General features: G+C 74.4%; 12 protein-coding genes. 8 read left to right on the forward strand and 4 right to left on the reverse strand.

Annotated features, from left to right (window positions below; all coding sequences use genetic code 11):
- Positions 1–10: 10 nt before the first annotated feature.
- From Q7A36_RS30150 to Q7A36_RS30160, 3 genes are read right to left on the reverse strand one after another with little or no spacing between them, the layout of a single operon-like run.
- The gene (locus Q7A36_RS30150; RefSeq protein ID WP_305107493.1) at positions 11–364 is read right to left on the reverse strand and encodes a hypothetical protein; all 354 of its coding nucleotides are present in this window, start codon (positions 362–364) and stop codon (positions 11–13) included.
- Entirely contained in the window at positions 361–2,484 is a 2,124-nt protein-coding gene (locus Q7A36_RS30155; RefSeq protein ID WP_305107494.1) for a molybdopterin oxidoreductase family protein, read from the reverse strand. Before Q7A36_RS30155 ends, Q7A36_RS30150 begins: the two co-directional genes overlap by 4 nt.
- Positions 2,484–3,695, reverse strand: coding sequence for a nitrate/nitrite transporter (locus Q7A36_RS30160; RefSeq protein WP_305107495.1), 1,212 nt, complete (start codon positions 3,693–3,695; stop codon positions 2,484–2,486). The genes Q7A36_RS30155 and Q7A36_RS30160 overlap by 1 nt, the downstream gene beginning before the upstream one ends.
- A gap of 845 nt (positions 3,696–4,540) precedes the next feature.
- On the opposite strand from Q7A36_RS30160, the gene Q7A36_RS30165 reads away from it, so the two are divergent.
- From Q7A36_RS30165 to Q7A36_RS30175, 3 genes are all read left to right on the forward strand, one after another.
- Positions 4,541–5,599 carry a lysylphosphatidylglycerol synthase transmembrane domain-containing protein gene (locus Q7A36_RS30165; RefSeq protein WP_305107496.1) on the forward strand — a complete coding sequence of 353 codons (1,059 nt, stop codon included), beginning with the start codon at positions 4,541–4,543 and terminating at the stop codon, positions 5,597–5,599.
- 68 nt (positions 5,600–5,667) lie between these two features.
- The gene (locus Q7A36_RS30170; RefSeq protein WP_305107497.1) at positions 5,668–5,853 is read left to right on the forward strand and encodes a transposase; all 186 of its coding nucleotides are present in this window, start codon (positions 5,668–5,670) and stop codon (positions 5,851–5,853) included.
- A 31-nt stretch (positions 5,854–5,884) separates the two neighbouring features.
- Complete coding sequence (locus Q7A36_RS30175) at positions 5,885–7,072, forward strand: MFS transporter (RefSeq protein ID WP_305107498.1); 1,188 nt, start codon at positions 5,885–5,887, stop codon at positions 7,070–7,072.
- Here Q7A36_RS30175 and Q7A36_RS30180 read toward each other — a convergent pair.
- Positions 7,065–7,313, reverse strand: a complete 249-nt coding sequence (locus Q7A36_RS30180) for a hypothetical protein (RefSeq protein WP_305107499.1) — start codon at positions 7,311–7,313, stop codon at positions 7,065–7,067. The genes Q7A36_RS30175 and Q7A36_RS30180 overlap by 8 nt on opposite strands.
- 200 nt (positions 7,314–7,513) lie before the next feature.
- Between Q7A36_RS30180 and Q7A36_RS30185 the strand changes: the two genes are divergently transcribed.
- From Q7A36_RS30185 to Q7A36_RS30205, 5 genes are all read left to right on the forward strand, one after another.
- The gene (locus tag Q7A36_RS30185; protein WP_305107500.1) at positions 7,514–8,275 is read left to right on the forward strand and encodes an HpcH/HpaI aldolase family protein; all 762 of its coding nucleotides are present in this window, start codon (positions 7,514–7,516) and stop codon (positions 8,273–8,275) included.
- Positions 8,276–8,383: 108 nt separating this feature from the next.
- The gene (locus Q7A36_RS30190) at positions 8,384–8,974 is read left to right on the forward strand and encodes a DUF3035 domain-containing protein (RefSeq protein ID WP_305107501.1); all 591 of its coding nucleotides are present in this window, start codon (positions 8,384–8,386) and stop codon (positions 8,972–8,974) included.
- Positions 8,975–9,053: 79 nt separating this feature from the next.
- A complete protein-coding gene (locus tag Q7A36_RS30195; protein ID WP_305107502.1) occupies positions 9,054–10,478 on the forward strand; it encodes a M16 family metallopeptidase in 1,425 nt (474 codons plus the stop codon).
- Positions 10,475–11,779: a M16 family metallopeptidase gene (locus Q7A36_RS30200; RefSeq protein WP_305107503.1), complete on the forward strand. Its 1,305-nt coding sequence runs from the start codon at positions 10,475–10,477 to the stop codon at positions 11,777–11,779. The genes Q7A36_RS30195 and Q7A36_RS30200 overlap by 4 nt, the downstream gene beginning before the upstream one ends.
- Positions 11,780–11,870: 91 nt before the next feature.
- Positions 11,871–12,026, forward strand: coding sequence for a hypothetical protein (locus tag Q7A36_RS30205; protein WP_305107504.1), 156 nt, complete (start codon positions 11,871–11,873; stop codon positions 12,024–12,026).
- Positions 12,027–12,075: the final 49 nt, after the last annotated feature.

Consider the following 12,075-nt stretch of genomic DNA (forward strand, 5'->3'; position numbering starts at 1 on the left):
CGCCTCCCCCTCAGATTTCCATCAGGCCGAGATCGACCACGACCTCGCCGGCGATGCCCGGCGGGGCGGCGATGTGGAGTTCCAGCACCGTCTCGGGGAAGATGTCCTCCACCACCGCGAGCGGGACGTGAATCGCGCCGCGTGCTCCTACCGGGAACATGCGCATCGGCCTGCCCGCGCGCATCAGCACCAGGTTCACCAGCCCGTCGGCGGAGTTGCCGGCGCGCAGGTAGATCAGTTGCGCCCGCCTGTCGGCTGGCACGGTGTAGCGGAGGGAGGTGTCCAGCAGCGCCGGCGCCGCCAAGCCGCGTCCCTCGAAGCGGAAGACGCCATTGAGGAAGCGCGGGGTCGATTCCATGGTCATGCCGTGTCGTCTCCTTCGGCGGGGGTCACGCGCTCGACGCGGACGGCGCAGGCCTTGAACGCGGGGATGCGCGAAACCGGGTCGAGGACAGGATTGGTCAGCAGGTTCGCCGCGCCCCGCCCGCCCCAGTGGAAGGGCACGAAGACGGTATCGAGGCGGAGCGTGGGGACGAGGCGCGCGCGCAGCACCGCCGTGCCGCGCCGCGTCGCCAGGCGCACCGCATCGCCCTCCGCGATCCCGAGGCTGCGGGCGGCCTGGCCGTTGATCTCGACGAAGGGCGCCGGATCGGCCTCGGCCAGGGAGGCGGTGCGGCGGGTCTGGGTGCCGGAGTTGTAATGCGCCAGCACCCGGCCGGTGGTGAGGATCATGGGGTAGTCGGCCGAGGCCTCCTCGGCCGGCGGCCGGTGCTCCGCGACATGGAAGCGGGCGCGGCCGTCGGGCGTGGCGAAGCGATCCTCGAAGGGGCGGGGCGTGCCGGGATGGTCGGGCGCGGGGCAGGGCCAGAAGACGCCCTGCTCGGCCTTGATCCTCTCCCAGGTGATGCCGGCATAATCGGCGGGCCCGCCGGCGCTGGCGCGGCGCAACTCCTCGAAGGCGGCGCGGGGAGTGGCGGGCACCAGGCTGCCGCGGCCGAGCCGCGCGGCGATGGCGGCGAGGATCTCGAGGTCCGTCCGCACCCCGGGCGGCGGCGCGGCCTGCCGCTCGCGCAGCAGCAGCCGGCCCTCGAGATTGGTCAGCGTCCCCGCCTCCTCCGCCCAATGCGCGACGGGCAGGACCACGTCGGCGAGTTCGGCGGTCTCGGAGAGGAAGGGATCGGCCACCACCAGCAGGTCCAGCCCGGCGAGATGCCGCCGCAGCGCCGTCAGGTCGGGCGCCGCGACCAGCAGGTTGCAGCCATGCACCAGCAGGGCGCGGATGCCGTCCGGCGCGCCGCAGCGCTGCAGCAACTCCCAGGCCGAGACGCCGGGGTCGGGCAGACTCTCGGGCGGAACGCCCCAGACCGCGGCGACCGCGGCGCGATGCGCAGGGTCGGCGAGGCTGCGGTAGCCCGGCAATTGGTCGGCCTTCTGGCCGTGCTCGCGCCCACCCTGGCCGTTGCCCTGGCCGGTCAGCGTGCCCCAGCCACAGCCGCGCCGGCCCGCCTTCCCCAGCGCGAGGGCGAGGTTGATATGGGCCAGCGCATTGGCGACGCCGTTCGCCTGCTGCTCCGGCCCGCGGCCGGAGAGGATCATGGCGGTCGCCGCCTCGGCCAGCATATGCGTGGCGCGGACCAGCAGGCGCTCCGGCACGCCGGTCGCGCGCTCCACCCGGTCCGGCCACCAGGCGGCGACGGCGCGGCGCACGGCGGGGAAGCCCGTGGTGCGCGCGGCGATGAAGCCCTCGTCCAGCAGCCGGTCGCGCACCGCGACATGCAGCATGCCGTTGGCGAGCGCGGCGTCGCTGCCAGGCGTGAGCTGCAGGTGGAGATCGGCCATGGCCGCCGTCGCGCTGCGCCGCGGATCGGCGACGATCAGCCTGCCGCCGTGGGCGCGCTGCGCCTCCAGGTATTGCAGCATCACCGGCAGGGTCTCGGCCGGGTTGCCGCCGGCGATCAGGATCGCCTCCGCCTCCGCAATGTCCGAGAGCGGGAAGGGCAGGCCGCGATCGAGGCCGAAGGCACGGCTGCCGGCTGCGGCGGCCGAGGCCATGCAGAAGCGGCCGTTGTAGTCGATGAAGCGGGTGCTAAGGACGACGCGCGCGAACTTGCCGAGGGCATAGCCCGTCTCGTTGGTCAGCGCCCCGCCGCCGAAGACGCCGACCGCATGCGCCCCGCCCGCCATGCGCGCCGCACGGATGCCGGCGACGATGCGCTCCAGCGCCGCGTCCCAGCTCGCGGGCTCCAGCGGGGCGCCGCGATGGGCGCGCAGCAGCGGCGTGGTCAGCCGCTCGGCGGCAAACATCTCGCCGGCCGCCCAGCCCTTGCGGCAGAGCCCGCCGCGGCTGGTCGGGAAATCGCGCGGCACGGCCTCGGGCCGGCCGTCCCGCCATTCCAGCCGCATGGCGCATTGCATGGCGCAATAGGGGCAATGGGTGCCGGAGGTGGGGTCTGTCGGGGCGTGGACGCCGTCCATCGGCGGCATCAGATCCGCCCGAGGCCGGCAACGGCGCCCCAGGTGGTGCGCCAGCGCGCCTTGATGCCGGAGAGCCCGACCAGCGCGAGGGCCGCGAGCACGGCGAAGACCAGCAGCCCGGCCTGGTAGCTGCCGGTGAGCTGCCGGGAATAGCCGAGCGAGGAGGCGAGCCAGAAGCCGCCGATGCCGCCGGTCATGCCGACCAGCCCGGTCATGACGCCGATCTCCCGCCGGAAGCGCTGCGGCACGAGCTGGAAGACCGCGCCATTGCCCATGCCGAAGGCGAGCATGCCGAGGATGAAGACCGTGAGCGCCATCCAGGCCTGCGGCAGGCCGAAGCTGACGATGGCGATGGCGCTGGCGGCGGTGGCGTACATGACGGAGAGCGCGCGGATGCCGCCGATGCGGTCGGCGAGCGTCCCGCCCACCGGCCGCACCAGCGAGCCCGCGAAGACGCAGGCCGCGGCGAAATAGCCGGCGAGCTTCGGATCCAGCCCGTACTGGTCGTGGAAATAGATTGGCAGGGAGGAGGCGAGGCCGGAGAAGCCGCCGAAGGTGACGGCGTAGAAGAACATGAACCACCAGGCATCGCCGGTGCGGAACACCGCCATGTACTCGGCGAGGCTCTTCGGCGGCGGCCGCTCCGGGCTCTCCCGCGCCAGCAGCAGGTAGGTGGCGAAGGCAACGGCCAGCGGGAGGGCGGCGAGGCCCAGCACATTGGTCCAACCATAGGCGGCGGCGAGGCCCGGGGCGAAGAGCGCGGCGAAGACCACGCCGGAATTGCCGGCGCCGGCGATGCCGAGCGCGATGCCCTGCATGTCCGGCGGATACCAGCGGGAGGCGAGCGGCAGCGCGACGGCGAAGGAGGCACCGGCGAGGCCGAGCACCACGCCGAGCGCCAGCACTTCCGCGAAGCCGTGCACGCCGAACCACCAGGCCACCAGCAGGCCGAGGATGACGACGACCTGGCCGATCATGCCGGTGCGCAGCGGCCCGATGCGGTCCACCAGCACGCCGTTCACCACCCGCAGCAGCGCGCCCGAGAGCAGCGGCACCGCGACCATCAGGCCGCGCTGCGCGGCATCCAGGTGCAGGTCCTGGGCGATCTGGACGCCGAGCGGCCCCAGCATCACCCAGACCATGAAGCTCATGTCGAAATAGAAGAAGGCCGCAAAGAGGGTCGGCGGATGCCCCGCCTTGAGAAAGTCCTTCGAGACCATGCGGCCGAGTTGCTCCGCGCGTACCCGTGGGTCGCGCGGGACCTCCCCGCGAATGCCCGGCCATGCCGGGCGCGGCGACGCCCCGCGCCGCCGTGCAACCTGACCTCGTCCCTCTGCCCCAGGTCTCCGCCATCGGCGTGCCCGGAGCTTGTCCCGCCTGGCCGGCATCGGAATCGAGGCGCCATGACCAGTCGGGTGAAGATGCAGGCTACGCTTCGATCGAGGTGAGACAATGGAAAACGCGGCACCGGCGCTTCACAGACCCGTTTTCGATCTCCCTGCATTCCATTGTTCGACGCACTTTATTCACCGGGCAGGCCACGGGGTGTGGCAATACTGTTCCAGTTCGGAAAAGGGCTGCCGTCCCGGTACCTTGTGATCGGATCGGCCATGTCGCCACGCGCCGCCCCCTGCAGCGGATCCCTTGCCGCCGCGTCCGGCAGGGGGATGCGCCGCGGCCGGCATCAATCGTGACGGGCGGATCGCCGCCCCGTCCTCGCTGCGTGGCCCGGTGGGCCAGGATGCACGGTCTTGTGGCATGCGCCACAGCCGGTCCGCAGCCGCCGCGCTATCCATGGCCCAGGCGATCCGCGGGGCGCCCTATCCCCGCGGCACCGCAGGAGTGCCTCCTGTCCGCGTGGCGAGGGCGTATCCCTCGCCCGGCCGCCCGCCCGGGCCGACACGTCCAGGGCGCGGAGCCGCCCGCGGACCCCCTCCGCCGGGCGGCTTCCACGTGGCATCCGGCGGTCGGGCATCGGGTCGTGACGCCAGTGTGTAGAGCCCCGGCGCGCCAGGGCGGCCATGGAGGGCATCGACCGAAGCCGCTGCGGGAGATTGCCCTGCCGATGTCCTCCTCCGAAACCCTCCGGGCCGCGCCGGCCCGCGTGCGCCCGGCCGCGCCGCAGGCCGCCGAGGCCGCGCCGCGGCTCGGCCGCGCCCTGCTGCGCACCCTGGCGATGCTGGTCCTCTTCCTCGCGGCCGGCGGCCTCGCCCTCTGGCTGGCGCGGGACAGCGAGGCCGTGGCGGCGGCGGCGCTGCTCTCGCCCGCGACGGTCCTCGCCTGCCTCGCCCTCTCCTTCTGCAACTACCTGCTGCGCGGGCTGCGCTGGGTGGTGCTGGGCCGCGCCTTCGGCGTGGCGGCGCCGGCCGGGCGGCAGATGCTGTACTTCTTCGGCGGCTTCGCCCTGACGGTGACGCCGGGCAAGCTGGGGGAGGTGGTGCGGCTCTGGCTACTGCACCGGCACCACGGCGTACCCTATACGCGCAGCATGCCGCTGCTGGCGGGCGACCGGGTGCTCGACATGGTGGCGATCTGCCTGCTGGCGCTGGCCGGCGCGGCGCTGACCAGCCGCTACATCGCGGTCACGGCCGCGCTCGCCCTCGCCTGCCTGCTGCTGCTCGGGGCGCTGAGCCAGGCCGGGCTGCTGCTGCGGCTGCTCGACTGGACGGAGCGGCGGGTGCGGCGCGCGCCGGGCCTCTTCGCCCGGGCGCGGGAGGTCTGCGCCACCCTGCCGGCCATCGGCCGGCCGCGAGTGCTGCTGCCCGTGCTGGCGCTCAGCCTGCTCGGCTGGCTGGCGGAGTGCCTGGTGCTGCTGGTGGTGGTGCGGGAGCTTGGCACGCCCGCGGGGCTCGGGGAGGCGATGCTGGTCTTCTGCCTGGCGGCGGTGGCGGGGGCGGTCTCGCTGCTGCCGGGGGGATTGGGGGCGGCGGATCTCGGCCTGCTCGGCCTGCTGCGGCTGATCGGCATGCCGGAGGCGGGGGCGATCGTCGCCACCATCCTGGTGCGGCTGGCGACGCTGTGGTTCGCGGTGGTGCTGGGCCTGCTGACGCTGCCGCTGGCGCTGCGGCGGCCGGGGCGGGGCGATATGCCGCAGGAGGGTGCGGCAGACCCGCTGCTCCGATAGCGGCCGGTCGTCTCCTTCCGGCTGATCCTCGGTCTGCCCTGACCGACAGTGGCCTGCTGGACAGCCTGGTGAAGGCGCTGGCCGAACGGGCCCCGAACGCGGAGTTCGACCATTACCCGGAGGAGGAGCCGGACAGCCACTGGACCGGTTGCAATGGCCATGGCAGCAGGACCGGGCTGACGGGCATCGGAAAGCCCGAGCTGCAGGTGCCGCGCGATCGCCTGTCGACCTTCGATCCGCAGTTCATCGCCTGACCGCAGTCATGCACGGGAGACAGTGGCAACCATGGACGCACGCTGGCAGGCCCTGGCCGTGCTGACCGCCGCCCGCACCAGCCTCGGCGTGCAGTTCCAGTCGCTCGCCTCCGCCTCGCCGCAGCTCGTCGGCGAGCTCGGCCTCTCCTATGCCGATCTCGGCACCCTCATCGGCCTCTACTTCCTGCCGGGCATCGTCATCGCGCTGCCGGGCGGGGCGCTCGGCCGGCGCTTCGGCGACCGCCGGGTGGTGCTGGCCGGGCTGCTGCTGATGGCGCTCGGCGGGGTGGTCGCCAGCCTCGCCACCGGCTTCGCCGGGCTCGCCGCCGGGCGACTGCTCTCCGGCATCGGGGCGGTGCTGCTGAACGTGCTGATGTCGAAGATGGTGACGGACTGGTTCGCCGGGCGGGAGATCGTGCTCGCCATGGCGGTCTTCGTGAACTCCTTCCCCGTCGGCATCGGGATCGCCGTCGTCCTCCTCGGCTGGGTCTCGGCCGCCGCGGGCTGGCCGGCGGCGCTCGCCGCCAGCACCGGCTTCGCCCTCGCGGCGCTGCTGCTCCTGCTGCTGGGCTACCGCAAGCACCCGCGGGACGGCGCCGGGGCGGATGCGGCGGTCGGCCGCATCCCGGCCGCGGATGCCGCGCTGGTCAGCCTCGCCGGGGCGATCTGGGGCCTCTACAACGGCGCCTTCGCGGTCATGACCGGCTTCGCGCCCACCTATCTCGGCGCCGCCGGCCTCGCCCCGGCAGAGGCGGCGCTGCTGACCGGCACCGCGACCTGGCTGGTCGTGCTCTCCATCCAGGCCGGCGGCCTGGCGGCGCAGCGCTGGGGACGGCCGGGGCTGCTGATGGCGGCCGGGGTTCTGGCCTGGGCGGCCTGCCTCGCGGCCATCGCCGCCCGGCTCGGCCCGCCCGCTGCGGCCATGGTCGCGGCCGGGCTGCTGATGGGCCTGCCGGTCGGGGTGATCATGGCGCAGCCCGCCCAGGCGCTGCGGCCGGAGGACCGGGCCTTCGGCATGGGGGTCTTCTATGCCTGGCTCTATGTCGGCCATGCCGGCCTGCCGGCATTGGCCGGCTGGGTGCAGGACCTGGCGGGCAGCCCGATGGCGGCGCCCAGCTTCGCCGCGGCGCTGGTGCTGGCGATCCTGCCGCTCTACGCGGCGCTGCGCGCCGGCCTCGCCCGCCGCCGCATCCGGCTGGCGCTGGCCGGCCTCAACTGACCGCGTCCTCCGCCTCCTCCCACCGCCCGCCGAGCCGGGCGAGCGCGTCCTCGAAGGCGGCCTCGGCGGCGGGGAAGGGCCCGACCATGGGGCTCAGCACCTGACCCCGCGCATTGTGGCGGAACCAGCCCCAGTCGCCGAGCGTCGGCTCCCAGCAGACCCCGATGCGGGCATAGCGGCGGATGAGGAGGCCCGGCTCCTCCGGGTCGTCGCGTTCGATGATGAGGGTGCGCAGGTGCATCGTCGCGGTCCTTCGAGGCGGCGGCGCATGCTGCACCGTCCCGGCTTGCGGCGCGGTGACGCCCACCTTGCGGCGCGATGACGATCCTGCGACGGTGACGTCGTCGGCCGCGGCGGCTTTCCCGCCGCCCCCGGTTTCCGCCCTCGCCCTTCTGGTCTAGCGTCACCGCTCCGACAGCCACCCAGCGGGGGAAGCGAGACATGCCCAACAAGGTCAAGGACGCCTGGAAGGCCGGCAAGGCCGTGGTGAACGGGTGGCTCGCCATCCCCAATGCCTTCTCGGCCGAGATGTACAGCCAGTGCGGCTGGGACAGCGTCACGGTGGACATGCAGCACGGCGTGCAGGACTACCTCTCCTGCGTCGCCTGTTTCCAGGGAATCCAGCCCTCCGGCGTCACCCCCATGGTCCGGGTGCCCTGGAACGAGCCGGGCATCATCGGCAAGGTGCTCGATGCCGGCGCCTATGGCGTGATCTGCCCGATGGTGAACACGCCCGACGAGGCCGCGCGGCTCGTCCAGTACTGCAAGTACCCGCCGCAGGGGACGCGCAGCAACGGCCCGATCCGCGCCGGCGTGTACGGCGAGGCCGGCGGCTACCAGAAGACGGCGAACGAGAACATCCTCGTCATCCCGATGATCGAGACCAAGACCGCGATCGAGAACATCGAGGCGATCCTCGATGTCCCCGGCATCGACGGGATCTATGTCGGGCCCTCCGACCTCAGCTTCTCCTACGGGCTCGAACCCAAGCTGGATGTCGAGGACCCCTTCATCCTCGGCATCTACGAGAAGCTGCTGACCGAGACCAGCAAGCGCGGGATCGCCGCGGGCCTGCACAACGGCAGCCCGGCCTATGCCAACCGCATGATCCAGATGGGCTTCAAGCTGGTGACGATCAGCAACGAGGTCGGGCTGATGGTCAATGCCGCGAAGGCCGCGGTGAAGACCGCGCGCGGGGGGTGACCCCCGGGCCGGCGCGTCCCCCATCGGGGGCGCGCCGCTCCGCCGCATGACGGCCCCGCCATGCGATCGCCCGTTCCGGCCATCCACGATATGGTCTAATCACCCGCCATGAGCCCGCGCCGCCCCCTGCCTGCCGCCATCCCGGTCGCCCTTGGCCTGCTTGCCCTCGGCCTGCTCGCGGGCTGCGGGCCGGACACCGCCCGCACCTTCGGCTTCACCCGCGACGCCCCGGACGAGTTCCAGGTGACCACCCGCGCGCCGCTCTCCATGCCGCCCTCGCTCGGCGAACTGCCGGTGCCTCGGCCGGGCGCGAATCGCCCGCAGGAGATGTCCGCCCGCCTCGCGGCCGAGACCACGCTGGTCCCCGGCGCCGCGCTCGGCACCCCCGCCCAGGGCCGGCAGAGCTCGGGCGAAAGTGCCCTGCTTTCCCAGGCCGGCCGCCCCACCGGGCCCGACATCCGGCGCCGGGTGGACGAGGAGAGCCTGAAGCTCGACCAGGCCGATCGCGGCCTCACCGACCGGCTGATCTTCTGGCGCGCGCCGGAACCGCCGGGCATCGCCCTTGACGCGAAGCGGGAGAGCCAGCGCCTGCGCGAGAATGCCGCCCTCGGCCGCGAGGCGACGGAAGGCGAGACGCCCATCATCCAGCGCAGCCAGAGCGGCAACCCGGTCACCCGCCTCTTCGAGAGCATCTTCTGAGCGCCGCCCGGGGCGGATGGGCGGGGTCGGGCCGGATGGCGGGTTTGCGCCGCGCGGCGCACCCCCTACATGCCTGGACATGCCGCCCGTGACCCGTCGCACCGCCATCGCCACCGCCGCCATCCTCCCCGCCGCGCTCGGCCGCGCGCCGGAGAGCCTGGCCGCCCCCGCCGTCGTCCCGGCGCCCGAGGACCAGGCGAAGCTCGCGGGCGACCGCCCGCTCTTCGGCGCCGTCACCTGGACCCTGCCGAACGGGCTGCGCGTCGCCTTCGCCGAGAGCCGGCGGGTGCCCGTGGTCGGCCACTACCTCTTCTACGCCGCCGGCGCCGGCGAGGACCCGGCGGGGAAATCGGGCACCGCGCATTTCCTCGAGCACATGATGTTCAAGGGCAGCCGGAACGTCCCGCCCGGCCAGCTCTCCCTGGTGGTGGCAAGGGAGGGCGGGCAGGACAATGCCTTCACCTCGCGCGACGTCACCGCCTACCACCAGACCGTCGAGGCCTCCCGCCTGCCGCTGGTCATGCGCATGGAGGCCGACCGCTTCGCCGGCCCGCTGATCCCGCCCGAGACGGTCGAGCCCGAGCGCGCCGTGGTGCTGGAGGAGCGCCGCCAGCGCACCGACAGCAACCCCCGCGCCCGCTTCTGGGAGGGGTTCGAGGCCGCGCTCTGGGGCCCGCAGCACTGGCGCGGCCGACCGCTGATCGGCTGGGAGGAGGAGGTCCGGGCGATCAGCCGCGACGACCTGCTCGGTTTCTACGGCCACCGCTACGCGCCGGCGAATGCCGTGCTGGTCGTCACCGGCGATGCGCGGGAGGCCGAGGTGCGCCGCCTCGCCGAGGAGCTCTATGGCGGGGTGCCGAGCCGCGCCGTCACGCCGCGCGACCGCGCCGCGCCGCCGGCGCAGCCGGCCGAGGCGCGGCTGGTCCGCCAGGACCCGGCGGTGCGGGAGGCGAGCTTCCTCCGCGCCGCCATGGCGCCGAGCCTGACCTGGGGCGACCGGCAGCAGGCCTGGGCGCTGGAGGCGCTGGCACATCTGCTGGGCGGCGGCCCGGGCAGCCGGCTGCACAAGGCCCTGGTCGAGACCGGCCTCGCCACCTCGGCCAATGCCTCCTACGACGGGGAGGCGGTGGGCGCGACCGCCTTCACCCTCTCGGCCACGCCGCGCCCGGGCATCGAGCCGGCGCGGGTCGAGGCGGCGGTGGACGAGGTCGTCGCGACGTTGCTGCAGGACGGCCCGGCCGAGGCCGAGCTGACGCGGGCGCAGCGGCAGATCACCGCCGGCGCCCTGCTGGCGCTGGACGGCATCGGCGCAGCGCCGCGCATGCTGGGCTCGGCGCTCGCCTCCGGCCTGCCGCTCGAGCTGGTGGAGTTCTGGCCGCGGCACCTGAAGGCGGTGACGCTCGGGCAGGTGACGGAGGCGGCGCGGGCCGTGCTGGGCGGCGCGCCCGGGACCACCGGCTGGCTGCTGCCGGAGGGCGCGTCGGCGCCGGAGCGCCGGCTGTGACCGCGGAGGGCCCGCGGCAGGCGCCACCCAGGGACACGTCGGGGGCGGCGCCGGCCGGCTTCTCGCTGCCCATCCAGGTGATCGAGGCGGGCGGCATCACCGCCTGGCTGGTCGAGGACCATGCCGTGCCGGTGGTCGCGCTCTCCTGGTCCTGGGGCGGCGGCGCCGTGCTCGACCTGGCGGGTCAGGAGGGGACGGCTGCCATGGCCGCCGCCCTGCTGACCGAGGGCGCCGGGCCGCTGCGCGCGGTCGAGTTCGGCGATGCGCTGCGCGACGAGGCGATCAGCCTGAATTTCGGCGCCGAGCGGGACAGTTTCGAGGGCGGCTTCCGGGCGCTGGCCGATGCCCTGCCCGAGGCGGTGCGGCTCGCCCGCCTCGCCATGACGGCGCCCCGGCTCGACACGGATGCGGTGGAGCGGGTGCAGGCGCGCGCCATCGCCGGCGCCCGCCGCGTGCTCGAGACGCCGCGCGGCCAGGCCGGCCGCGCCTTCTGGGCGGCCGCCTTCCCGAACCACCCGGCCGGGCGGCCGACCAACGGCACCGCCGAGAGCCTCGCCGCGGTGACGGCGGAGGGCATCCGCGCCGCGCTCGACCGCCAGCTCCGGCACGAGGGGCTGCTGGTCTGCGCCGCCGGCGCCATCACGCCGGAGGCGCTGCGGACCCTGCTCGGCGAGCTCTTCGCCGGCCTGCCGGCCGGCGCGCCGCCCGCCGTCCCGCCGCTGCCCGCCTTCCGCGCCTTCGGCCAGCAGGTGCTGCCGGTCGCCTCGCCGCAATCCGCCGTGGTCTTCGGGCAGGAGGGCCTGCCCGCCGAGGACCCGGACTGGGAGGCGACGCAGGTCATGCTGCGGATTCTCGCCGGCGGCGGCTTCGCCTCGCGCCTCATGCATTCGGTGCGGGAGCAGCGCGGCCTCGCCTATGGCATCGGCGCCGGGCTCGACGTCATGTTCCGCCGCGGCGTCATCGTCGGCTCGGTCGCCACCGAGAATGCCCGGGTCGCCGAGACGCTCTCTGTGACGCGCGAGGAATGGCGGCGCATGGCGGCCGAGGGGCCGAGCGAGGCGGAGCGCGCCGATGCGGTCGCCTTCCTCACCGGCTCCCTGCCGCTGCAGTTCACCGACAGCCGGCGGGTGGCGGAATCCCTGCTGACGCTGCGGCAGAACGGCCGGCCGGTGGATTGGCTGGCCGGCCGGGCGGCGCGGCTCCGGGCCATTCCGACCGAGCGCCTCGCGCGGGTCGCGGCGCGGGTGCTGGCGCCCGAGGCGCTGGCGGTCGTGGTGGCGGGGCAGCCGGTCGGGCTGTAGCGCGGCGGCGCCGGCCCGGTGCAGGATGACGCCGGCCCGGGTCTGGTCCGCCGGAGGGGCGGGCGGCCGGGCGAGAGGGAGTGCCGCGGCCATGTCGTTGCGCCTGATGCTCACCGTCCTGCTGCTGTCCGGCTGCACCGCGGCCGAGGTGACCTCCGCCATGGCGGATCTGCGCTGGCAGGCGGCGCAGGTCGTCGCCTATAGCGCGCCACCGGCCCTGCCGGCCGCGGCGCCGCCGGGCCGCTGAGCGCGGATACCGGGGCGCCCCGCCCCGGCTCGCCGGAGGCCTGGGTCTA

Origin of the sequence: Paracraurococcus lichenis (assembly GCF_030657435.1) — a bacterium.
In the GTDB taxonomy this organism is placed as follows: Bacteria; Pseudomonadota; Alphaproteobacteria; order Acetobacterales; family Acetobacteraceae; genus Paracraurococcus; species Paracraurococcus lichenis.